The sequence below is a fragment of the Roseateles sp. 22389 genome (assembly GCF_052044995.1).
Lineage (GTDB): Bacteria > Pseudomonadota > Gammaproteobacteria > Burkholderiales > Burkholderiaceae_C > Roseateles.
Map to the genome: position 1 here is coordinate 48,398 of NZ_JBQEOF010000009.1, position 21,671 is coordinate 70,068.

General features: G+C 65.5%; 21 protein-coding genes and 1 tRNA gene. 11 read left to right on the top strand and 11 right to left on the bottom strand.

The features are described from left to right. Positions 1–79 precede the first annotated feature (79 nt). On the top strand, positions 80–1,354 hold the full coding sequence (locus tag ACTJKJ_RS13995) for a glutamate-5-semialdehyde dehydrogenase (RefSeq protein WP_343602271.1): 1,275 nt from the start codon (positions 80–82) through the stop codon (positions 1,352–1,354). Between the two features lie 31 nt (positions 1,355–1,385). Here the strand turns inward: ACTJKJ_RS13995 and ACTJKJ_RS14000 are convergent, their stop codons facing one another. Then, positions 1,386–3,002 carry a DUF4139 domain-containing protein gene (locus ACTJKJ_RS14000; RefSeq protein ID WP_440820838.1) on the bottom strand — a complete coding sequence of 539 codons (1,617 nt, stop codon included), beginning with the start codon at positions 3,000–3,002 and terminating at the stop codon, positions 1,386–1,388. A gap of 85 nt (positions 3,003–3,087) precedes the next feature. On the opposite strand from ACTJKJ_RS14000, the gene queC reads away from it, so the two are divergent. Both queC and ACTJKJ_RS14010 read left to right on the top strand, forming a co-directional pair. Further along, on the top strand, positions 3,088–3,852 hold the full coding sequence (gene queC / locus ACTJKJ_RS14005; RefSeq protein WP_440820839.1) for a 7-cyano-7-deazaguanine synthase QueC: 765 nt from the start codon (positions 3,088–3,090) through the stop codon (positions 3,850–3,852). Positions 3,853–3,866: 14 nt separating this feature from the next. After that, the gene (locus ACTJKJ_RS14010; RefSeq protein WP_091730837.1) at positions 3,867–4,415 is read left to right on the top strand and encodes a LemA family protein; all 549 of its coding nucleotides are present in this window, start codon (positions 3,867–3,869) and stop codon (positions 4,413–4,415) included. Between the two features lie 22 nt (positions 4,416–4,437). Here ACTJKJ_RS14010 and folE read toward each other — a convergent pair whose 3' ends face one another. Next, positions 4,438–5,154, bottom strand: a complete 717-nt coding sequence (folE, locus tag ACTJKJ_RS14015; protein ID WP_091730833.1) for a GTP cyclohydrolase I — start codon at positions 5,152–5,154, stop codon at positions 4,438–4,440. A gap of 116 nt (positions 5,155–5,270) precedes the next feature. Here folE and rsmB point away from each other — a divergent pair, with 116 nt between their 5' ends. From rsmB to ACTJKJ_RS14045, 6 genes are all read left to right on the top strand, one after another. Continuing rightward, positions 5,271–6,665: a 16S rRNA (cytosine(967)-C(5))-methyltransferase RsmB gene (rsmB, locus tag ACTJKJ_RS14020; RefSeq protein ID WP_297381482.1), complete on the top strand. Its 1,395-nt coding sequence runs from the start codon at positions 5,271–5,273 to the stop codon at positions 6,663–6,665. Positions 6,666–6,695: 30 nt separating this feature from the next. Continuing rightward, positions 6,696–7,310, top strand: coding sequence for a DUF4390 domain-containing protein (locus tag ACTJKJ_RS14025; RefSeq protein ID WP_297381480.1), 615 nt, complete (start codon positions 6,696–6,698; stop codon positions 7,308–7,310). 55 nt (positions 7,311–7,365) lie between these two features. Continuing rightward, entirely contained in the window at positions 7,366–9,609 is a 2,244-nt protein-coding gene (locus ACTJKJ_RS14030) for a sensor histidine kinase (RefSeq protein WP_183493466.1), read from the top strand. Positions 9,610–9,788: 179 nt separating this feature from the next. Beyond that, positions 9,789–10,361: a response regulator gene (locus tag ACTJKJ_RS14035; protein ID WP_440820840.1), complete on the top strand. Its 573-nt coding sequence runs from the start codon at positions 9,789–9,791 to the stop codon at positions 10,359–10,361. Positions 10,362–10,436: 75 nt separating this feature from the next. Then, positions 10,437–10,512: transfer RNA gene (locus tag ACTJKJ_RS14040), tRNA-Phe, on the top strand. A gap of 151 nt (positions 10,513–10,663) precedes the next feature. Continuing rightward, positions 10,664–12,400 (top strand): DUF6538 domain-containing protein, encoded by a 1,737-nt coding sequence (locus tag ACTJKJ_RS14045; protein ID WP_440820841.1) that lies wholly within the window; start codon positions 10,664–10,666, stop codon positions 12,398–12,400. Between the two features lie 298 nt (positions 12,401–12,698). On the opposite strand, the gene ACTJKJ_RS14050 is transcribed toward ACTJKJ_RS14045, so the two are convergent. Beyond that, the gene (locus ACTJKJ_RS14050) at positions 12,699–13,121 is read right to left on the bottom strand and encodes a Rap1a/Tai family immunity protein (RefSeq protein ID WP_440820842.1); all 423 of its coding nucleotides are present in this window, start codon (positions 13,119–13,121) and stop codon (positions 12,699–12,701) included. A gap of 149 nt (positions 13,122–13,270) precedes the next feature. On the opposite strand from ACTJKJ_RS14050, the gene ACTJKJ_RS14055 reads away from it, so the two are divergent. Next, positions 13,271–13,654 carry a helix-turn-helix domain-containing protein gene (locus tag ACTJKJ_RS14055; protein WP_440820843.1) on the top strand — a complete coding sequence of 128 codons (384 nt, stop codon included), beginning with the start codon at positions 13,271–13,273 and terminating at the stop codon, positions 13,652–13,654. A 294-nt stretch (positions 13,655–13,948) separates the two neighbouring features. Here the strand turns inward: ACTJKJ_RS14055 and ACTJKJ_RS14060 are convergent, their stop codons facing one another. From ACTJKJ_RS14060 to ACTJKJ_RS14095, 8 genes are all read right to left on the bottom strand, one after another. Next, positions 13,949–14,533, bottom strand: coding sequence for a recombinase family protein (locus tag ACTJKJ_RS14060; protein ID WP_440820844.1), 585 nt, complete (start codon positions 14,531–14,533; stop codon positions 13,949–13,951). Between the two features lie 258 nt (positions 14,534–14,791). Further along, complete coding sequence (locus ACTJKJ_RS14065) at positions 14,792–15,484, bottom strand: hypothetical protein (protein WP_440820845.1); 693 nt, start codon at positions 15,482–15,484, stop codon at positions 14,792–14,794. Further along, a complete protein-coding gene (locus tag ACTJKJ_RS14070) occupies positions 15,481–15,816 on the bottom strand; it encodes a hypothetical protein (protein WP_440820846.1) in 336 nt (111 codons plus the stop codon). Before ACTJKJ_RS14070 ends, ACTJKJ_RS14065 begins: the two co-directional genes overlap by 4 nt. Positions 15,817–15,884: 68 nt before the next feature. Further along, the gene (locus ACTJKJ_RS14075; RefSeq protein WP_440820847.1) at positions 15,885–17,000 is read right to left on the bottom strand and encodes a hypothetical protein; all 1,116 of its coding nucleotides are present in this window, start codon (positions 16,998–17,000) and stop codon (positions 15,885–15,887) included. 434 nt (positions 17,001–17,434) lie between these two features. After that, positions 17,435–17,875, bottom strand: a complete 441-nt coding sequence (locus ACTJKJ_RS14080; RefSeq protein ID WP_091730814.1) for a group I truncated hemoglobin — start codon at positions 17,873–17,875, stop codon at positions 17,435–17,437. A 46-nt stretch (positions 17,876–17,921) separates the two neighbouring features. Then, positions 17,922–18,818, bottom strand: coding sequence for a DUF3034 family protein (locus ACTJKJ_RS14085; protein ID WP_440820848.1), 897 nt, complete (start codon positions 18,816–18,818; stop codon positions 17,922–17,924). A 41-nt stretch (positions 18,819–18,859) separates the two neighbouring features. Next, positions 18,860–19,279 carry a VOC family protein gene (locus tag ACTJKJ_RS14090; RefSeq protein WP_091730804.1) on the bottom strand — a complete coding sequence of 140 codons (420 nt, stop codon included), beginning with the start codon at positions 19,277–19,279 and terminating at the stop codon, positions 18,860–18,862. Between the two features lie 180 nt (positions 19,280–19,459). Beyond that, positions 19,460–20,341 (bottom strand): acyl-ACP desaturase, encoded by an 882-nt coding sequence (locus ACTJKJ_RS14095; RefSeq protein WP_091730800.1) that lies wholly within the window; start codon positions 20,339–20,341, stop codon positions 19,460–19,462. Between the two features lie 175 nt (positions 20,342–20,516). On the opposite strand from ACTJKJ_RS14095, the gene ACTJKJ_RS14100 reads away from it, so the two are divergent. After that, positions 20,517–21,137, top strand: a complete 621-nt coding sequence (locus ACTJKJ_RS14100; protein ID WP_440820849.1) for a glutathione peroxidase — start codon at positions 20,517–20,519, stop codon at positions 21,135–21,137. Positions 21,138–21,671: the final 534 nt, after the last annotated feature.

Sequence of the window (21,671 nt, forward strand, 5' to 3'; positions counted from 1 at the left end):
CTTCGCGAAGGCTAGGCTGGCCGCTTGCGATGGCCCCAGGGCGGTGGAGACCGCGGGGCATCGGTCAGAATCCCCGTCCATGACCGACCTCACCGCCTACATGACCGGCGTCGGCGAGGCGGCCCGCGCGGCCGCGACGCTGATGGCCGCCGCGCCGACCGCCGCGAAGAACACCGCCCTGCTGGCGCTGGCCCGCCGCCTGCGCGAGGCCGGCCCGGCCCTGGCCGCCGCGAACGAACGCGACCTGTCCGCCGCCGTCGAGGCCGGCCTGGACGCGCCGATGGTCGACCGCCTGCGCCTGACCCCGAAAGTGCTCGCCACCGTCGCCGAGGGCTGCGAGCAGATCGCCGCGATGCCCGATCCGATCGGCGAGATCACCGGCGTGAAGCGTCGCCCCACCGGCATCAGCGTCGGCCAGATGCGCGTGCCGCTGGGCGTCTTCGGCATGATCTACGAGAGCCGCCCCAACGTGACCATCGAGGCCGCGTCGCTCGCCATCAAGAGCGGCAACGCCTGCATCCTGCGCGGTGGCTCCGAGGCGCTGCACAGCAACCTGGCGCTGGCGGCACTGGTGGCCGACAGCCTCGAGGAAGCCGGCCTGCCGCGCGAGGCGGTGCAGCTGGTCAACACCACCGACCGCGCCGCGGTCGGGCTGCTGATCGCGATGCCGGCCTTCGTCGACGTGATCATCCCGCGTGGCGGCAAGGGCCTGATCGAGCGCATCAGCCGCGAGGCCCGCGTGCCGGTGATCAAGCACCTGGACGGCAACTGCCACAGCTACGTCGACGCCGAGGTCGACCTGGACCTGGCGGTGACCGTCGTCGACAACGCCAAGACGCAGAAGTACAGCCCATGCAACGCGACCGAGTCGCTGCTGGTCCATGCGAAGCAGGCGGCCGACTTCCTGCCGCGCATCGGCATGGTGTTCACGGCCAAGGGCGTGGAGATGCGCGGCTGCGAGCGCGCGCTGGCGCTGCTGGAAGCGGTGCCGCGCGACCTGCTCAAGCCCGCCACGCCGCAGGACTGGGACACCGAATACCTGGCGCCGGTCATCAGCATCAAGATCGTCGACTCGCTGGACGAGGCCATCGCGCACATCAACCGCCATGGCTCGCATCACACCGACGCGATCCTCACCACCAACCACCTCAGCGCGATGCGCTTCCTGCGCGAGGTCGATTCGGCCAGCGTGATGGTCAATGCCAGCACGCGCTTCGCCGACGGCTTCGAGTACGGCCTGGGCGCCGAGATCGGCATCTCCACCGACAAGTTCCACGCCCGCGGCCCGGTGGGTCTGGAGGGCCTGACCTCGATGAAGTGGGTGGTGCTGGGCCAGGGCGAGATCAGGACCTGACGCGGTCCCGCCCGCCCGGCCGCACGCGGCCTCAGGGCAGGTTCGGGACGTTGGCGTCCTTGGGCACGCTGACCTTGTAGATCGCCTGGAAGCGCTGCGTCTGGTTAGGCGCGAGCGGCAGCTCCCACATCTGGATCCCGCGCTGGTCGCGCCAGTCGGCCTTGGTCACCGGCGGCGTGAACTGCGTCTGCACGCGGATGTCTTCGTGCTCCGACACCGGCGCCGGCTCCAGCACCTGCAACGTGACCGGCTTGCCGCGCAGGTTCTCGACCTGCCATTGGCGCGTCACCACGACCTCGCGGCGCCCGCCGATGAAGCCGGCGTTCGCGCCATCGCGCTTGTCGGGCTCCACGCGCACGCGCAGCCGGTCGTCGAGACCGAAGGGCAGCGTCCACGTCGTCTCGCCGCCGAACTGCAGCGGCACCTGGCCGATCAGCGCGTTGTCACGGAACAGCTGCACCGGCCCTGCGGGCCACGAGCCCTGCGGGCGCGGCAGCTCGGCGACGAGGTAGGCGGCCGCCTCGGTCCGCGGTTGCACGCGGGCGAGCACCCGGGCCTGCTCGGCCGTGCGGCCCAGGCTGACCGTCGACATCGCGCCGTCCGCGCGCAGCGTCACGCGCTGCGGCAGGTCGTATTCGGCGCCGAACTCCCCTTCGAAGACGCTCGGATCGAAGCGGATCGTCTCCGCGACGCGCGAGCCGGTCACCTCGACGGAACGCAGATCCGCAGCCGGCGCCGGTGCGGCCATCGCCACCGGTGCGATCGCCATCCGGGAACGGGTCATCTTCTCGAAGACCTCCTGCTGGACCGCCAGCGTCCACGGCACCAGCGGCTCGAGCGCGACGGCATCGCGCGGCCGCACCGTCGAGAGCTTGAGCTTCACGTCGGTCCAGTCCTCGCCGCTGGTCTGCGCGATCTGCGCCAGGCGCTCGATCGCCAGCGCGCCGGTCGCGGTGTCCAGGCGCGCGCGATATTGCGGCTGCCAGCCCGCGCCCGCGACGCGATAGGAGAGGCCGACATCGGCGGCCTCGGCCGTCGACAGCCGCAGCGTCACCACCGACACCTGGGCCGATGCCGTCGGCGCCACGGCCTTCGCCGCCGCCAGATCGTTGCCGAGATCGGTCAGCCGATCCTTCAGCGTCTGACGCCGCGCGGTCAGCTCCTGTCCGTTGCGACGCAGCGTGTCCAGGCTGGCGCCGAGCGCGGCGCCGGGCCGCGCCTCGCGATCGGAGAGGCCCTTCAGGTAGCCGAGCGCCAGGTCGACGCCGGCGATCTCCGCTTCCACGGCGGCGCGCTGCTGCTCGATCTCACGCACCCGCGGATCGCGCTGGCGGCATTCCGGCAGCGAGTCGCGCGGGGCGCGCTCGATCTTGAGCTCGCCGGGGTTCACGCCCGGCGGCGCCTGGACTTGCAGCGCGTCGCGCTCCAGGCTGGCGGGCAGGCAGGCGAAGCGCGCCTGGGTCGCGCCGGCCGGCACGCGCAGCGCGCGGTCGACCTGCGCGCCACCCGGGTACAGCAGCACCTGCGACATGGTGGACGCCCCCGCGGATCCGGCGGCCGCGCGGGCCTCGCCGAGGGCCAGCGGGCCGGCCGCCATCGCCGCCAGCGCGGCGCCCGCGACGGCGCGCGTCGTGAACAGTCGTTGCATTGCTTTTCCTCCTTGGGGCGGCCACGCTATCACGGTGCTGGCACACTTCCGGCCTGCCGTTTTCCTTGTCAACCGCTGGTCCGCCATGTCCGACGCCGCCTCCGCCCCGATCCCCGCCGTCCACGCCTCGCGCCGCAAGGCGCTGGTGCTGTTCTCCGGCGGCCAGGACTCCACCGCTTGCCTGGCCTGGGCGCTGGACCGCTTCGCCGAGGTCGAGACCCTGGGCTTCGACTACGGCCAGCGCCATCGCATCGAGCTGGACTGCCGCCGGACCGTGCGCGCCGAGATCGCCGCGCAGTTCCCGCACTGGGCGCCCAAGCTGGGCGAGGACCACCTGCTCGACCTCGGCCTGCTCGGCCAGATCTCCGACACCGCGCTGACGCAGGAGCGCGAGATCGAGTTGCAGGCCAACGGCCTGCCCAATACCTTCGTGCCGGGCCGCAACCTGCTGTTCCTGACCTTCGCCGCGACGCTGGCCTACCGGCGCGGCGCGTCGGTGCTGGTCGGCGGCATGTGCGAGACCGACTTCTCCGGCTACCCCGACTGCCGCGACAACACGCTCAAGGCGCTGCAGGTGGCGCTGTCGCTGGGGCTGGACACGCCGATGACGCTGGACACGCCGCTGATGTTCCTGACCAAGGCGCAGACCTGGGCGCTGACCGAGTCGCTGGGCGGCACGGCGCTCAACGACCTGATCGTCGAGCACACGCACACCTGCTACCTCGGCGAGCGCACCACCCGCCATGCCTGGGGCTGGGGCTGCGGCCACTGCCCGGCCTGCGAGTTACGCGCCCGGGGCTGGGACGAGTTCCAGCGCGCCCGCTCCGGCGGCGCGGCGGTCTCGGCCTGAGCGCGGCGGACGCGATGCAGTGGCATTGGAACTGGGGGCTGTGGGCGCTGGCGGCGGTGCTGGTGTTCTGGAGCATCGGCGCCTACAACCGCGTGATGCTGCTGCGCAATGAAATCGCCAGGGCCTTCGCGCAGTTGGACGACGCCTTGACCCGGCGCTTCGCGCAGGGCGACCTGCTGCTGGAGCGGCTGCGCGAGCGCCTGCCCAGCGAGCAGGCCAGCCTGGACGCGCTGGCCGCGGCGCAGGTCGAGGCGCGCGCCGCGACGCAGGCGGTGCGCGTCAGGCCGCATGCGGCCGATCCGGTGGCGACGCTGGCGGTGGCCGCGGCGGTGCACGGCGCGGCGCTGACGCGGCTGGTGTCGCTGGTGGAGCATCACGCCGAACTCAGCATCGAGCCCGACCTGGCCGGCGCCGTCGACGAGCTCAAGATGATCGAGCGCCAGCGCGCGTTCTCGCGCCAGGTGTTCAACCAGGCGGTCGAGGCCTACAACGCCGCGATCCGACAGTTCCCCACCCGCGTGCTGATGAGCTTCGTCGGCTTCAGCGAGGCGCGCAGCCTCTGAGCCGCTGAGCGCCTGGGGCGCCTCAGCCCTTCTGCTTCATCAGCGCCAGGAACTCCGCCCGCAGCGTCGCGTCCTTCAGGAAGGAGCCGCGCATGACGCTGTTGGTCATCGTCGAGTCCATGTCCTTGACGCCGCGCCAGTGCATGCAGAAGTGGTCGGCGTCCATCACGATCGCCAGCCCGTCGGGCTGGACGCGTTCCTGCAGCTCGTTGGCCAGCATCACGACGGCCTCTTCCTGGATCTGCGGGCGGCTCATGATCCATTCGGTCAGGCGCACGTACTTGGACAGGCCGATCAGGTTGGAATGCTCGCTGGGCAGCAGGCCGATCCAGACCTTGCCGATGATCGGGCACAGGTGGTGCGAGCAGGCGCTGCGCACCGTGATCGGGCCGACGATCATCAGCTCGTTCAGGCGCTCGGCGTTGGGGAACTCGGTCACCGGCGGCGGCGGCGCGTAGCGGCCGGCGAAGACCTCCTTCAGGAACATCTTGGCCACCCGCTTGGCGGTCTCCTGGGTGTTGTGGTCGCTGTCGGTGTCGATGACCAGCGCCTCCAGCACGCCCTGCATGCGCGCCTGCACCTCGGCCTGCAGCTGGTCGAGCTCGCCCGCCTCGATGAATTCGGCGATGTTGTCGTTGGCGTGGTGGCGCCGCCCGGCCTGGACCAGCCGGTAGCGGATGCGCTCCGAGGCCGGCAGCGCGGCCAAGTCCTCGGGGCTCAGGATCGGGGTGCTCGTCATGAAGCCTGCGTTCTCATGGGGGACCGGCGATTGTCGCGGCTTCCGCCCGGGATTGCGAAAGCCGGGGCTTGGCCTTGCGCGGGGCCCGGTCGGGACGGGCCCACTAAACTCGCGCGGTGTCTTCCGTCCCCTCCCCCAAGAACGCCGCCAGCGGCGGCGCGCCCCCGCTGCACCGGCTGCTGGCCAATGCGTCCGACGCGGTCCAGGCCGTGCGCGACGGCCACTCGCTGACCGACTGGCTGTCGCGCTGCCCCGCCGAGATCCGACCCGGCGTGCAGGCGCTGAGCTTCACCGTGCTGCGACGGCTGGGCGCCGCGCAGGCGGTGCGCGCGGCGCTCGCCCCCAAGAACCCGCCGCCGCGCGTCGACGCGCTGCTGCTGACCGCGCTGGCGCTGCTCTGGCCCGGCGAATCGGCCTACGCCGACCACACGCTGGTCGACCAGGCCGTCCATGCGGTCCGCCAGCGCGCGCCCAACAGCGCCGGCTTCGTGAACGCGGTGCTGCGCCGTTTCCTGCGCGAGCGCGAGGCGCTGGTCGCCGCCACCCAGGCCGATCCGGTCGCCCGCTTCAACCATCCGCGCTGGTGGCAGGACCGGCTGCGCGCGGACTGGCCCGCCGCCTGGGAAGGCCTGCTCCAGGCCAACCAGCAGAAGCCGCCGATGACGCTGCGCGTCAATCCGGCCCACGACGACCTCGCCGGCTACCTCGCCCGGCTGGGCGAGGCCGGCATCGCCGCCCATCCGGCCGGCGCGCTGTTCCCGCAGGCGGTGGTGCTCGACGAGCCGCGACCGGTCCAGGCCCTGCCCGGCTTCGACGACGGGCATGCGTCGGTGCAGGACGCCTCGGCGCAGCTCGCCGCGCCGCTGCTGCTCGGCCAGCGCGCGCCTCAAGACCTGGCCCCCGGCGAGGACTGGCCGCTGCTCGGCGCCGGCGCGCGGGTGCTGGACGCCTGCGCGGCGCCCGGCGGCAAGACCGCCCATCTGCAGGAACTGGCCGGCAACCGCCTCGATCTGCTGGCGCTGGACGCCGACGCCAAGCGGCTGGAGCGGGTCCGCCAGAACCTGCAGCGGCTGCGGCTGGAAGGCGCGGTGCGCGCCGCCGACGCCCGCGACACCGCCGCCTGGTGGGACGGTCGCGCCTTCGACGCGATCCTGCTGGACGCGCCCTGCAGCGCCTCCGGCATCGTGCGCCGCCATCCCGACGTGCGCTGGCTGCGCCGGCCGGACGACATCCCGGCGCTGGCGCGGATCCAGTCCGAGCTGCTGGAGGCGCTGTGGCCGCTGCTCAAGCCGGGCGGCCGGCTGCTCTACGCGACCTGCTCGGTCTTCCGGTCCGAGGGACAGGACCAGATCGACGCGTTTTTGCAACGCCATGGCGATGCGCGGTCGCGTCAGTTCGACCAGGGGGCCGGGCATCTGCTGCCGCTCGCGGACAATGCCCGCCAGGACCTCGCGCCCGGCGCGGCGGCCGTCACCGACGGCTTCTATTACGCGCTGTTGCACAAGGTCTGATCCCCGAACTCCTCGTCGAATCCCGTCCGCGTGTCCCCGCCGTCCCGTTCCGTTCCGCTGCGTGCCTGGTGGCAGCGCCTGACCCTGGTCGGCGCGCTGCTGGTGCTGCACGGCTGGGCGCTGGCGCAAGGCGTGGCGCTGCAGCTGCTCAACGCGGAGCGCGCCGAGGACGGCCTGGCGGTCAGCTTCAGCACGCGGTTCGAGCTGCCCCGGCAGGCCGAGGAGGCGCTGCTCAAGGGCGTGGCGATCTACTTCGTCGCCGAGGTCCAGGTGCTGCGCAGCCGCTGGTACTGGCGCGATGCCCGGGTCGCCCAGGCCAACCGCACCTGGCGCCTGACCTGGCAGCCGCTGACCCGCCAGTACCGCGTCAGCACCGGCGGCCTGCACCAGAGCTTCGACACCCTGGGCGAGGCGATCGCCTCGCTGCGCGGCGTCTCCGGCTGGCGCGTCGCGGACGCCAAGGAGATCGAGGACGACGGCCGCTATTACCTGGAGTTCAGCTACAAGCTGGACACCGCGCAGTTGCCCAGACCGCTGCAGATCGGCCTGGGCGGCAGCCAAGGCTGGACGCTGGGCGTCGACCGCACGCTGACGCTCACGCTCGAGGCGCCGGCCGCGCCGCCGCCCAACAAGCCGCAGCCCTGACCGCGCGTCGCCCCATCCGTTCCCGCCTCTCGTGACTCAGCAAGGATCCTGACCCGTGACCAAGTCGGCACGCCTGGCGTGGTTGATCTCCGTGGCCGCGATCGCGGGCGCCTGCGGCATGCTGGCCTTCCTGCTGTCCATCAGCACCACCGCGCAGCGCGGCTTCCTGGAGCGCCATTTCGTCTGGCTGTTCTGGGTGAACGTGGCGGTCGCCACCGCGCTGGTCATCGTGATCGGCGCGGCCGGCACGCGGTTGGCGCTGCGCGTCAAGCGCGGCCGCTTCGGCAGTCGGCTGCTGCTGAAACTGGCCGGCATCTTCGCGATCGTCGGCGTCGTGCCGGGGCTGCTGATCTACACGGTGTCCTACCAGTTCGTGAACCGCAGCATCGAGAGCCTGTTCGACCAGCGCCTGGCCAGTGCGCTGGAAGCCGGCCTCGCGCTGGGCCAGGACACGCTGGAGAACCTGCGCACCGAACAGAACGCGCGCACCCGCGCCGCGGCCGAGCGCTGGGAGGACGGCGCGCTGGCGCCGCTGGCGCTGGAGCGGCTGCGCGACCAGATGAACGCGCGCAGCGTCGCGCTGATCGCCGGGAACGGGCAGGTCGTGCTGTCCGCCGGCGGGGAGTCGAGCGAAATCCCCGAGCGCCCCAGCAGCACGCTGCTCGCGCAGGCGCGCAACAACGGCGTCGCCTCGCGCCTGGAGGGCCTGGAGGACGAGCAGCAGGCGGTGCTGGGCGAGGCCCGCATCCGCTCGCTGGCGCTGCTGCCCAGCAGCGCGCTGCAGCTGACCAACAGCGACCGCTACCTGATGGTCGTCAAGCAGATCTCCGGCAAGGTCATCAGCAACGCGCTGAACGTGTCGGCCGCCAACCAGGAGTACCTGCAGCGCTCGCTGCTGCGCGACGGCCTGCGGCGCATGTACCTGGGCACGCTGACGCTGGTGCTGATCCTGGCGGTGTTCGCGGCGCTGCTGCTGGCGGTGGCGCTGTCCAACCAGCTGGTGCAGCCGCTGCTGCTGCTGGCCGAGGGCATGCGCGAGGTCGCGACCGGCGACCTGAAGGCCAAGCCGGTGTTCCGCTCGCGCGACGAACTCGGCGGGCTGACGCGGTCCTTCGCCGACATGACCCAGCAGCTGGCCGACGCGCGGGCCCAGGTGGAGCTCAGCGTGACGCAGCTGGAAAGCGCGCGCACCCATGTGCAGACCATCCTGGACAACCTGACCGCCGGCGTCATCGTGTTCGACCGCGACCGCCGCATCGAGACGGTCAATCCCGGCGCGACCCGCATCCTGAAACTGCCGTTGTCGGCCTACGTCGGCCGGCCGCTCGAGGACCTGCCGGCGCTGGCGGCCTTCGGCAAGGACATCTGGCAGCGCTTCGAGCTGCAGAGCCCCGAATCCGGCGAGCGCGAGCACTGGCAGGACTCCTTCGAGCTGCAACTGGACGAGAAGACCGCGCTGACCCTGCTGGTGCGCGGCGCGCTGCTGCCGCAGGAGGCGCGGCTGCTGGTCTTCGACGACATCAGCGAGGTGGTGTCGGCGCAGCGCTCCGCGGCCTGGAGCGAGGTCGCGCGCCGGCTCGCCCACGAGATCAAGAACCCGCTGACGCCGATCCAGCTGTCGGCCGAGCGGCTGCAGTTCAAGCTGGAGTCCAAGCTCGAGGGCAACGACCAGGCGATGCTGGTGCGTTCCGTCGGCACGATCGTGAACCAGGTGCAGGCGATGAAGCAGCTGGTCAACGAGTTCCGCGACTACGCCCGCCTGCCGGCCGCCAAGCTGGCGCCGCTGGACCTGAACGCGCTGGTGGCCGAGGTGCTGACGCTGTACGCCGAGGCGCAGGAATCCGGCCATCTGGGCGCGGACCTGGCGTCGGATCCGCCGGCGATCCTGGGCGATGCGCCGCAGCTGCGGCAGGTCATCCACAACCTCGTGCAGAACGCGCTGGACGCGGTCAGCGAGCGCCCCGACGGCCGGGTGACCGTGCGCACGCAGAAGGCGATGAACGAGGCCGGCGAGTTGCGGGCGCTCCGACTGGTCGTCACCGACAACGGCCACGGCTTCGCGGAGAACGTGCTGAAGCGGGCCTTCGAGCCTTACGTCACGACCAAGACCAAGGGCACCGGCCTGGGGCTGGCGGTGGTGAAGAAAATCGCGGATGAGCATGGCGCGCGCATCCGGCTGGTGAATCTCCCAGCCGCCAGCGGCGCCGATCTGCCGCCGAGCGGCGCACAAGTTTCGTTATCATTTTCAAAACTCGCGACTGCACCGAGCCCTGCGCAGGACGCGCCTCGGCCCGCGTGAACAGTAGGCATACATGGCAACCATTCTTGTTGTTGACGACGAATTGGGCATCCGCGCCCTCTTGTCTGAAATCCTCTCGGACGAGGGGCACACGATCGAACTCGCGGAGAACGCCCAGCAGGCGCGCGCCGCCCGCGAGCGCNCGCTCGCGGCCCGACCTGGTGCTGCTGGACATCTGGATGCCTGACGTCGATGGCGTGACGCTGCTGAAGGAATGGGGCAGCTCCGGCCAGCTGACGATGCCGGTGATCATGATGAGCGGCCACGGCACGATCGACACGGCGGTCGAGGCGACCAAGTTCGGCGCGATGGCCTTCCTGGAAAAGCCGATCACGCTGCAGAAGCTGCTGCGCGCGGTGGAGCAGGCGCTGGTGAAGACCACGCCGCGCCCGGCCCCGCCGGCCGCGCCGGTGGTGGGTGTGGGCCTCAACATCGGCAACAGCTACCCGCGCCCCGAGGTGCTGCCCGCGATGACGGCCGGCACGCTGCCGATGCCCTCGGCCGGCCTGGCGCCGGTGGCGCCCCTGCCGCACCAGGGCCTGGCCTCCGAGCAGGTGTTCGAGCTGGACCGACCGCTGCGCGAGGCGCGCGACGCCTTCGAGAAGAGCTACTTCGAATTCCACCTGGCCAAGGAGAACGGCTCGATGACCCGCGTGGCCGAGAAGACGGGGCTGGAACGGACCCACCTGTACCGCAAGCTGAAGCAGCTCGGCGTCGATCTTTCAAGAAACAAGCGGGGCAGCGGAATTTAGTGCTATAGTCGCGGTCTTCGTTGTTCAGCACGAGTCGCAAGACCCGGAACAACGGAGACAGAGACCCAGTCTCCTGGCCAAGTAGCTCAGTTGGTAGAGCAGCGGATTGAAAATCCGCGTGTCGGTGGTTCGATTCCGCCCTTGGCCACCAAGAATGCTAAGCCCTTGATTCCTAACGGAGTCAGGGGCTTTTTGCTTTCCGGCGCATCGCTAAGCACGTTGGTTTGGTACACCGAACAGGTACACCAATGCCCTCTCGCCCTAGACTCGCGACCTCTCGCAAGCCTCGCCGCCGCCCACTCATGGCCGACCCGTTTAAGCACCCTGTCACTGGCATTTACTACATCCGACGCAAGGTGCCGCGCGAACTCAGAGAAGCGCTGGGCCGTGAGTACAAGCGCTCCCTCGGGACGCGCGATCTAGCCACGGCCAAGGGAGCATTTGTCCTGGCGTGGGCCACGTCAGACCAAGTCTTTGCACTCGCCCGAGCCAACGCCACAGGCATCGCAGCACCCATCAGCGTCCAGGACGCCCAGCAGATCGCTTCGCGCTGGTTCCGCGAGGAACAGAGCCGGATGGAGCGTGACGGCTCTTTCGCGTCCATGCTCGCCACTGGCCCCGGCTGGGAAGTCGATCTACCCGAGGGCTCTGCGGTGGGCGGCCCGATGTTCGTGACGCTTCAAGAAGGCGCCGACAACGACGACGACATTGACCCCGGCGAGGATTGGGGCCAAGTTGTCGATCCCCACATTCGGAAGAGCCTTCGCGCCCTCAGCCAACCGATGCCGGCGCCCGGTACGAGCCTGTCGCGCCTGAGGGCCGCCTTCGCCGAGCATCTGCATAGGTTGTCGGACTGGGCCCTCCAACGCCAGGAGGGCACCTATGTGCCGCCCGGGCAAGGCCTGACCCCCATCCTGCCGCTGCAAATGGAGGCAGCGAAATCGGCGCAATCGAAAGCGATGAAGTTGGGGGCGCTGTTCGAGTCCTACGCCGCCGAGAAGATCCTGAACGACGGCGACAACAGAGCCACGCGCCGCACCGTGGGAGCCTTCAGATCGACCGTGGAGCGATTTATTGAGATCGTCGGGGACGTGGCATTGCCTGCCATTGACCGGGCCGCCATAGCCCGTTTCCGGGCGTCTGTTGCCAAGCTGCCATCACGCGGCGACGGCATTCGCGGGTTGTCCACCCCCGAGCTGATCGCACGCGCTCAAGCCGAGGGACTGCCCCTGATCTCGGAGGCCACCATTCGGAATCAACTGAGAGCCCTTTCTGCGGTCCTCAGCCACGGTGTGCGAATGCAGTTGCTATCCGAAAACCCCGTGATTGCAGGCGGCGCAGGCCGTCTCTCTGCACGTGCGGCCACCCGCAGATCCGCAGCTACACGGCGACGGAAGGACTACACCAGGGAAGAGTTACGCGCGATCTTTTCCGGCCCCGCCTTCACGATCTCCGACTGGAAACTACCTCGTGCGGACTTCGGCAGGGCGTGGTACTGGCTCCCGCTCTTGCTCCTGTACACCGGCGCAAGACGAGAAGAGTTGGCCCAGCTTCGGTCATCGGATGTTCGCCGTTCCGAGGATGGCATCTGGCACTTGGATATCCTTGCCACGAGCGATTCCGAGGATGGCGAACGGGGCGTGAAGACTGCGGCCAGCCGACGATTGATCCCGCTTCATTCGGACCTGATCGCTCGCGGGCTGCTTGAGTACAGAGCGACCGTTCCGGAAATGGGCCAGCTCTTTCCAATGCTGCGCCAGAACTCGGCTGGGTACTTCGGCGCCAACTTCGGGAAGCACTGGGGCAACTACCTTCGGGATCATGTGCATCTCGACTCGCCCGTGAGCCCGATGCATGGATTCCGGCACACCTTCAAGACGCTTTGCAGAGAAGCAGGCATCGCAGAGGAAGTCCACGATGCCATCACAGGGCATGTAGGCGCTGGTGCGGTCGCCCGCGACTACGGCTCGATGCCGTTAAGCCGGATGGCGAGGGAACTAGAAAAGTTCCCCACCCTGTCCAGCTTGATGCTCAAGTGATCTGAGGTAAGGCGGGCGCCCGATGCACTTAGACGTACCCTCGGCGGCTTGCGATGGGTACCGCCATGCCTTCAAGACCTTGGGCGGATCGGCAGGCATCGCGGAGGAACTCCACGACGCCATCACCGGTCACGTTGGCACTAGCACTGTTGCTCGCGACTAAGGCTCGATGCCGCTAAGCCGAGTGGCGATGGATCTGAAGAAGATTCCATCGTTGGAATGCCTACTCAAGTGAAGACAGATCGCGGGGCGCGAGCAGCAGCGCAGTAGGCAAGCCACGGCAGTGTCACAGATGCCCTTAGCTACAAGGAAACGTCTTCTGCACGGCCAATGCGGCGATCACACCCGGGGGCGCCTTGGCATCCACTGAGGCATCATCGAGGACGGACAAAACCGCTGCGGCCACCATCCTGACCTCGTAGGTTTCACTCGGGCAAGCAAATCTTCTGGCCTGCATCCGACCGTCTCTCTTGGACATCTCCTCATCAAAGATGTTGGATGCCATGAAGCCGTCCATGACCCCACGAAGGTACGTGCTGCACTCAAGTCCACGGAGGGCTTCGCGCTGTTCGTATTGACGCTGCGGATTCCAGCCGGCAGTGACTTGGCATGCATCACGCATCCCTGCGCGAGACGTAGCCACCGGCCCAGTTGTCACGGTTGATTGAGCCTGCGCGTGCATGGCAATGCTGACTAGCAAAAGTGCTGAGATGCGCTTCATGATTCTTCCCTCGTGCGGCAGTCCAGATGTGTCGAGGCCTCCGATGAGCGGAAGTCGACATTATTCGTTGACGAGCATGTCAACAGATTAGATTCTGGCCGCAGGGTCAGACTGAGGCAACCATATCTGTTGGATAACACTCAACATCGTTGGTTGACTTGGAAGCTCCGCAAGAGGCCACTCCAGACAAGGAAGCATTGCAAGTCCGTCTTGGACGCAACATCGCTACGCGTCGCAAAGCGCTGGCGCTGACACAAGCTGACCTTGCCGAGCGCTTGAGCATCGACACAGAGACCTTGTCACGCTTTGAACGCGGCAAGCATGCTCCGTCTCTGCTCACGCTAGAGCGGATTGCCTCCGAGCTGCTCGTAAGCTGCGCCGACCTGTTGGACGAGGCGCCAGCCTTCGCAACTTCTGACGCGCTTGAGATTGAAGCGCTGCTGACGGGCCTGGGACCGTCAGATATCGCATTCATACGGCGCTCGCTGAAAGCACTCCGCGACCATCTGCTGGCAAGATCCACGGCCACGTAAGATTGCTTAGCTGCCTCACGTCAGTCCGGCTGAGCAAGCTTTCAGAAGCGGCTTCTATTACCGATGTGGCAGGAGTGCTTCTGAGCCACAGAGCTTCATAGCCCAAAGCTCTCTATAGTCTTATAGCTTATCTAACTTATATAGCTTATATAGCTTATATAGCTTATATAGGTTGGTTAGTAAGGTGGCCCCTATTGACGGTACCAGATCAAATCGCGACCCCTCCTGACCAAACGCCTAAGACTGATCGTGCAAAACGCGATGAGGTTAGTGCGTTCCGCAAGTCGTCTCGATTCACGTTGCAGCCATATATCTCTTGACCGAAGTCACCGAGATTCGGAACCGCTCGGCAGTCTGCTTAATGCTGGCGTCATTGGCAGTCTTCCAACTAAGGACTTCCGCTGGGTTGGCGGCCTGCGGCCGCCCAAGAGACTCTTTGCCGCGATGCGTCTTTCCAGTGGCTTCCAACGATGCCCGAGCGGCGAGGCGGCCAGCGGTAGTCCGTTCGTTGATGCGGGATCGCTCCATGTCCGCCACTTGCGCGAGCACCGCCAAGATGAGTTCTCCGACGCCCTTTCCGATTAGACCCAAGCCGTGAACGTTAACGGCGACGCCTCGCTCTAAGAGGCTGCGGACTGTCGATTGCACATCCAGCGCGTCTCGGCCAAGGCGATCCACAGCGTACACGTGAACGGTGTCGCCCTCCCGCACGTATTCCAGAAGCCTCGCGAACTCGGGACGCCGAGCAGCCGGAACGCCCCCGCTCACGCCTTCGTCGGAAAATTCTCGGTCGAATGTCCGACCATGAGCCAACGCCTGGCGTTGTGACTCGATGGATTGACCATCGCTAGAGATGCGGTAATAGGCGATGCTTGACATAGGCTGAGGTGGCACGAAAGATAGTAGCCCAAATGCTAACCTGGCCCACAAATCGAGTCAATAACTTTCGGGCCAGCCCCGAGCCATCGTTCACCCCTGGCTCTCAAGGTACAACTTGAGCGCCAGGGCAGCATGTCCAACATCGGACGCGATGAACGGCAGCGTCCTGCACTGGCCCCCCCCACCCGGGGGCTCAACCTCTTATAACTCTCCGAGGTACCCCCTCAGATATTCGGACCAAATTTGGAAACTGACTCTTTAACTAACCGCTTTAGCGGCAGGAGCGGCCTTATATTTCTTTGCGTTCCGGCCACTCTTATCGGTAGGCTTGAAATAGAGCGTCACAGCAAGATGCCGCACTTCGACAGGCAACCCACTACCATCGTGAGTATGGGTCGAATAGAACGCAAGATTTGGTCTAATGGGGCAATTGGCTGTTGCCGACACAATCGACTCGGAAGCGGGCAGGTGCTTACGCCAATCTTTCATCTTAGCGCTGGCATTCTTGGTATAGATGTAAATCAACATACCGGCCTTAGCCTCTTCCAATGAGCCGGGGGCGTACCGCCCAGACAGCTGCTTAAAGCCTTCTTGGACCTTTTCCATCGCAGTGAAAATCTTCGCCTCGGCGGTCCACATCCAACCTTTTCCCGGCTTCTCCACCGTCAAGTCGACGCTACCGCCGGCTTGCTTTCCATGTGCAACCGCATATCCCCATTGACCCAGCATTGATCCAATGTAATACGTCAAGTCATCTTCGGATCTGTCGATAAATCGCTGAGGATTCTTCTCCATCCCCTCAACAATACAGTCGAGGTCCTTTCTAAGGGCGACGACAAAGTCAGCATAGGTGCGAGCGGACAGCCGTTCCATAAGACGCTCTCCGCCTGGGGCCGCATGCAGCATCACCATCAGATCGACGTATTTTTCGGCGTAATCAACGTTACTCATTGAACAAGCGCCCGGCCCGGTTGAAAGAACGGCAACAGCAAGCTTTCCACCCCGTCCACCTTTTCGCCCGTCAAGGGATGGACGCCAGATTGCTGAGCCGCAACCGCAGAATCAGTATCAAGACGGACCGGATTCCCTTCGTCGTCAATTACCTCGAAATAGAGTTCAAGAACAGGCGCTTCGTCTCCCAACAGATACTGAATCGCCTTTGCAAAGTCCACACGACGTTCATCCGGATTCAGGCCGATACTTTTTCGGATCAATCCTAGCGAGAGGTGCGATTTGCTAGGCGGACTCGCGACGAACTTCAAAACCCGTATGCAGATGTCCATGACCCCCTCGTCATTGGCCCAGGTTCGCTCTATGGCGCTGGAAAGGGTTAGGACGGGATCCGACGTCATCACAGATAAGACGTTAGCTTGTTAATCGCCCGAAGCAAGTCGTGCTCCGAGCTTGAATCAAGGAAATCAACACCGGCCAAAAATCGATGGTCCTCCTTATTCGCGAGCTCGGCAACAAACGACTTCAGACGCACCGTGGTCTCCGTTTGCGGAAAGGCGAGCATCAGCCTTGTGGTCACGTCGAATAGCTCGACTTGGTTCTTAACGGCCTTCGCCGCATCAGTGTGATACGGATTATTCCGCAAATCGTCATCCGGGAGAGTCGTACGAAGCACGTCAACGAGGCCGGTACTAGTTCTCAAATGCAATTCTGCAATCTTTCCCGCATTGATATTGCCATAAATTTCAGCAATTGCGGGAAAGAGATTCAAAGCAGTATTCCCGGCAAAGAAACCGTGCAACGACGACACGTGCGTCTCTATCGCCGCCCCAACACGAAGCGCCTGTTCAACCTTATTGAAATCCGTTGCGTGACTTAACGGCATATCGACGGCGATCTCAATACGCCCAAGACTTGGCCGAACGATTGCCAAATCGTAGGCTTGGAAACTCCTCCGGCGAAGTCCGACAATTGTTGTGAAGCCTTCTAGGGTGGGAACTTGGTTCCCGATCAACACAGCCGCACTATCCGAAAACACTTCCTTTTCGGTATAGTCCTTTCGAGAACAGAAGACAAGAACAAAATCCCCACGCGACGTGGGAATAATCTCACAAAGGGTCAACTGATTACTCGCAGACCGAAGTTGCCCTTCCGGCAGGGTGTATGGGTATGTGCTTGAGAACGCCGACTTGGTAACGAGCGCTCCCGCCAACTGCGAGGATACGGCGGAGAGTAGTGCAGCATCCAATTCGAAGACCTGAACATACTTAAGACCACCGGTCCGTATCGCAGAAAAGTATGTCTCTAGAAGAGCGCGAAGCTGTTGGCCTTTTTGCCCTAGTTCTGAACTACTGACCGCAAGGTCCGTCCAACCACCACCAGGCTTGATGTCGTTCGCTTTTAGGTAATCCCTTACCCAAGGCCATTTCGCTCTATTGCGGAGCGACCGTACTAGCGGATTAACGTCAACGTTCGACGAAAGCAAAAGTGACGATCCATCTTGGGCCTTTGTCATTACATTTCCGCCTGAGCTGGCGCTACCTTGGCGCTAATTTACTGTTTATGCTCAGAGGATGTCGCCTTATTCCGTCCAACCGCCACTGTGCGGATTAATATCTCGACGGCGCGGCTCGCTCACGCGAGCGACGATCTCTCCTCTCCCTCTATCTAGAATAGCGCGAATGGAATGACGGGAACAGAGGATGTGGCCGATTTCTCACTCAGTCTAGGGGTGCACGTGGTACCCAACACAGGTACACTTGAACGACTGGTTGAATCGAAACATTATTACAAATCAACGGCTTAGCGAGGGTGCGGCGTGTCGGTGGTTCGATTCCGCCCTTGGCCACCAGATTCAAGAAAGCCCGGCTCCGCCGGGCTTTCTGCTTTCTGCGGCTACAACGACGCTCATCACCACACGCCGAACCAGCGCCGCACACGCGGCTGGGCTCACCGCGTGATGATGTCCCGATGCATTGGCGCGAGCAGCGCCAGCAGGCGGTTCTGAACGGCAAACGGCACCCGCTGCGCGTCCATCGCCAATTGCAGGTCTTCGACCAACGCATTGAAGTCGGCCTTGTCCAGGGCGAGGTGGGCATGCGACTTCGCCATCGTCTCGCCGTCGTAGACGCATGGGCCGCCGCTGAGCTGGCAGAACTGCTTGCGGATCGATTCCTTCAGCGCCTTCGGGTTGACGCCATCGAACTTGCGCTTGATGCGCTCATCCGCATAGGCGCGATCGATCATGCCGTCGACGATGTGGGCGATGCCCTCCTCGCCGCCCAGCGCGCGATACAGCCCGTCATCCGCCGCGCCGGCGATCGACGCGGCGCCCACGCCCATCAGCAGCGCCAGCGCGCCAGCCCTCCACAGCCTTCGAGCAGATCGCATCGTGCAGACCTCCTGGTCGAGTCGTCGGAGCGCGGCGAGGCCGCGGTCAGTAGGCGAATTGGATCGAGCCGTAGACGCCGCGCTGACGACGCGGCTGGATCCCCGGCACGATGCCACCGAGGTCCACATAGGCGGCCGTCAGCGACACATGCTTGTTGGGCGCCCAGGCGACGAACACATCCTTCCAGTCGTCCTCTCGCAGCGCGTCGCCCAGGATCGATGGATTGAGCTTGTCGGGTTTCACGCGGTACTCGACGCCCACCGCCCACTGCTTGTTCAACAGGTAGGCGATCGACACCTCCGGCACCAGCGAATAACTGCCGCTCGCCGTCCCGCCGAAGCCCAGCAGGCCGTTCTGATTGGCGCGCGTCGCGCGCAGCGTCAGGTTCACCAGCGTGCTTTGCGCCAGGAACAGTTTGGTCGCGCTCAGATAGATGTCCACGCCCTGACGCTTCGCGCCGAGCGCACTCAGCGTCGGCGCCAGACCACCCGCGTCGAGGTGCTTGTACTCGACGCCCAGCGCGAGCTGCGGCATCCAGGTGTCGGCATCGAGCACCGCATCGCCACCCAGTCGCACCTTCGCGCCGAGGATCGTCTGCTTGAGCCGGAGCCCGGGCAACCCCAGCGCTGCGCCGGTGGCGCCAGCGCTCAAGTCCTGCCTGGCGATCGACAGCTCGGCGCGCTCGCCAAAAGCCACGGCGGCGCCGTAGCCGGTGAAGCCGTAGTCCTGCGCCGGCAAGCGCGTGAGGTACGCGGTCGCACCGATCTGGCCCGCCGTCGCGTAGCTGCCGGTCAATGCCCATGGCGACAAACCGCCACCAGCCGCGCCATCGATGCTGCTCACCCCGCCGGTCAACAGCAGCTTGCCTTGCGCCTGTGCGGCGCAGGCCAGCGGCGCGGCCATCAACAACGGCGCGATCAATCGCAGCAGCAGGTGGTCCATGAGCAGAGACGGGGAGGATGCCGAAGACGTCGCGCTGGCGCTTACCAGGCGCCGGTGTTGGGCATCGAGATCCAGGGCTCGGCCGGCGGCAGCGCCGGGCCGTCCTGCAGCAGCTCGATCGAGATGTTGTCGGGCGAGCGCACGAAGGCCATGCGACCGTCGCGCGGCGGACGGTTGATCGTCACGCCAGCGTCCATCAGGCGCTGGCAGGCGGCGTAGATGTCGGGGACCGCGTAGGCCACGTGACCGAAGTTGCGACCTCCGGTGTAGATCTCGGGATCCCAGTTGTAGGTCAGCTCGATCTGCGCGTCCTCGTCGCCGGGTGCGGCCAGGTAGACCAGGGTGAAACGGCCGGCCTCATGCTCGCTGCGGCGCACCTCCTGCAGCCCCAGGGCGTCGCGGTAGAACTTCAGCGAGGCATCGAGATCGGTCACTCGGACCATGGTGTGCAGATACTTCATGAGCGGTGTCGGATGGCGTTGGACAGTGGAATCGACGCGAGGTCGGACGGCGCATTGTGGCCGGGCGGCGAACGGTTTGCATGCAGCGGGGGCATGCGTGGGAACTCCCTCGAGGAGCGCCGCGGCTCAAATGAAGAAGGCCCGCGTCGGCGGGCCTTCGTGCGAGCGGAACAGCGAGGGTCAGGTCGCCTGCGGCGTGGCGTCGCCACCTGGCGCCTGCTGCGTCGCCTGGGCCAGGCGTTGCGTCAGCTCCTTGCGGAAGCGGTTCAGCTCCTGGACGCTGACGAAGCTGCGCTCCATCAGCAGGCTCATGTTGTGCAGGATGCGCTCGACGACCTTGTTTTCCCAGACGCTGTCGAACTGGATCTGCTTGTCCAGCCAGCGCTCCAGCCACTCCGGATCGGGCAGGCGGCTCTGGATCGTGTCGCGCGGGAACAGCTTGGCGTTCACATGCAGATTGGTCGGGTGCAGCGCCTGCGCGGTGCGGCGCGCGCTGGCCATCAGCACGCCGACCTTCGCGAACGCGGCCTTCGCCTCGTCCCCGAACTTGCTCATCGCGCGCTTCATGTAGCGCAGGTAGGCGCCGCCATGGCGGGCTTCATCGCGCGACAGGGTCTCGTAGATCGCCTTGATGACCGGCTCGGTGTGCCATTCGGCGGCGCGGCGGTACCAGTGGTTCAGGCGGATCTCGCCGCAGAAGTGCAGCATCAGCGTCTCCAGCGCCGGGGCCGGGTCGAATTCGAAGCGCACCTCGTGCAGTTCCGCTTCGGTCGGCACCATGTCCGGACGGAAGCGGCGCAGGTATTCCATCAGCACCAGCGAATGCTTCTGCTCCTCGAAGAACCAGACGCTCATGAACGCGGAGAAGTCGCTGTCGTCCTTGTTGTCGCGCAGGAACATCTCGGTGGCGGGCAGCGCGGACCACTCGGTGATCGCGTTCATCTTGATCGTGCGCGCCTGGTCGTCGGTCAGCTTGGACGCGTCGAACTTGTCCCACGGGATGTCCGTGTCCATGTTCCAGCGCACGGCCTCGAGTTGCTTGAAGAGTTCGGGATAAAGCATCTGTCTGCGTCCTGTTAAGCGCGCCGGATTCTACCGGTCGCACCATGACAATCCCTTACGGCATCGGCCCATGGGGCGATCTGGCCTAATCCCGCATCCGACCGATCTCACGCCGGGTTCGCATATTACGAAGCAGCACGACCGTTCGGATTCACCGATCCTGGAGACACAACCCATGAACTCGTCCTTCGGTTCCTTCCTGCGGCGCGCCGCCTTCGCCGGCCTCGCGATGGTCGCGATGGCCTTGGCCACGACCGCCACCCATGCCGCACCGGCGGCCGAGCCCGCGACTTCCGGCGCAGCCTGCCCGGAACTGCTGAACCGGCAAATGCCTCGCCTGCAGGACGAGAAGCCGCAGGCGCTGTGCCAGTACGCCGGCAAGGTGGTCCTGGTGGTCAACACGGCAAGTTTTTGCGGCTACACGCCCCAGTACAAGGCCCTGGAAGCGGTGTCCGCGCGCTATGCGGACAAGGGGCTGGTGGTACTTGGTTTTCCATCCGGTGATTTCGGCAACCAGGAGTACGGCAGCAACAGGGAAATCGCCGAGTTCTGCGAGAACACCTTCAACGTGAAATTCCCGATGTTCAGCAAGAGCAGCGTCGCGGCCGGAAAAGCCGATCTGAACCCGCTCTTCGCCGACCTGGCCAAGCGCACCGGTCAGGCGCCGAAGTGGAACTTCCACAAGTACCTGATTTCGCGCGACGGCAAGCAGGTCATGAGCTTCGCGTCGGGCGTGAGCCCGGACAGCTCGACCTTTACCCAGGCCGTGGAGAAGCTGCTGGCGCAGCCGCAGTGAACGAGCATCGCAGCGGCAACTTGAAAAACCTGTCGCTTGAGCTCGTCTCAGCTTGCAAAAGCTGAACGAAAGGCGCGGGAGGAGGCAATCGGCACGCCTGTGGCGAGGGGCCTTCATCAGCCTGAAAACTGTCCCGGCTAGCCGGGACAGCAGTGACAGTTGCTCACGTATTTGTCGCTCGGCGGGATGACTTCCGCGTCGATGCGCTGCACCATAACGACTCGATCAATACATCGCTGATGAGAAACGCAAGCGACGACGCCGATAACAGCGCTCACTTTGAGCTGACTTAAACACGGCGGATGGCGCAGCAGCGTGGGAGGGCATTCCGCGGGTTTACACCGATCCCATCAGCGATGGGAGTACAGTCGACGCAACCACTTTCAGCCGCAAGACCTGCTTCTTCGTGAAGCTGCAATCCCGAGGCCTTTCTCCTCCTCCTCCCTCCCTCCCTCGTTGGCCAGGGGCGTCTTGAGGCTACTTTTCTACCCAGGGCTTCCGCTTCGCGGAAGCCCTTTGCATTTGCGGCGTCCA

Bases quoted from the DNA above. Each gene is read 5' to 3' on its own strand.
- ACTJKJ_RS13995 (WP_343602271.1), top strand. From the start codon at position 80: ATGACCGACCTCACCGCCTACATGACCGGCGTCGGCGAGGCGGCCCGC.
- ACTJKJ_RS14000 (WP_440820838.1), bottom strand. From the start codon at position 3,002: ATGCAACGACTGTTCACGACGCGCGCCGTCGCGGGCGCCGCGCTGGCG.
- queC (WP_440820839.1), top strand. From the start codon at position 3,088: ATGTCCGACGCCGCCTCCGCCCCGATCCCCGCCGTCCACGCCTCGCGC.
- ACTJKJ_RS14010 (WP_091730837.1), top strand. From the start codon at position 3,867: ATGCAGTGGCATTGGAACTGGGGGCTGTGGGCGCTGGCGGCGGTGCTG.
- folE (WP_091730833.1), bottom strand. From the start codon at position 5,154: ATGACGAGCACCCCGATCCTGAGCCCCGAGGACTTGGCCGCGCTGCCG.
- ACTJKJ_RS14035 (WP_440820840.1), top strand. From the start codon at position 9,789: ATGCCTGACGTCGATGGCGTGACGCTGCTGAAGGAATGGGGCAGCTCC.
- ACTJKJ_RS14045 (WP_440820841.1), top strand. From the start codon at position 10,664: ATGGCCGACCCGTTTAAGCACCCTGTCACTGGCATTTACTACATCCGA.
- ACTJKJ_RS14050 (WP_440820842.1), bottom strand. From the start codon at position 13,121: ATGAAGCGCATCTCAGCACTTTTGCTAGTCAGCATTGCCATGCACGCG.
- ACTJKJ_RS14060 (WP_440820844.1), bottom strand. From the start codon at position 14,533: ATGTCAAGCATCGCCTATTACCGCATCTCTAGCGATGGTCAATCCATC.
- ACTJKJ_RS14065 (WP_440820845.1), bottom strand. From the start codon at position 15,484: ATGAGTAACGTTGATTACGCCGAAAAATACGTCGATCTGATGGTGATG.
- ACTJKJ_RS14070 (WP_440820846.1), bottom strand. From the start codon at position 15,816: ATGGACATCTGCATACGGGTTTTGAAGTTCGTCGCGAGTCCGCCTAGC.
- ACTJKJ_RS14075 (WP_440820847.1), bottom strand. From the start codon at position 17,000: ATGACAAAGGCCCAAGATGGATCGTCACTTTTGCTTTCGTCGAACGTT.
- ACTJKJ_RS14080 (WP_091730814.1), bottom strand. From the start codon at position 17,875: ATGCGATCTGCTCGAAGGCTGTGGAGGGCTGGCGCGCTGGCGCTGCTG.
- ACTJKJ_RS14085 (WP_440820848.1), bottom strand. From the start codon at position 18,818: ATGGACCACCTGCTGCTGCGATTGATCGCGCCGTTGTTGATGGCCGCG.
- ACTJKJ_RS14090 (WP_091730804.1), bottom strand. From the start codon at position 19,279: ATGAAGTATCTGCACACCATGGTCCGAGTGACCGATCTCGATGCCTCG.
- ACTJKJ_RS14095 (WP_091730800.1), bottom strand. From the start codon at position 20,341: ATGCTTTATCCCGAACTCTTCAAGCAACTCGAGGCCGTGCGCTGGAAC.
- ACTJKJ_RS14100 (WP_440820849.1), top strand. From the start codon at position 20,517: ATGAACTCGTCCTTCGGTTCCTTCCTGCGGCGCGCCGCCTTCGCCGGC.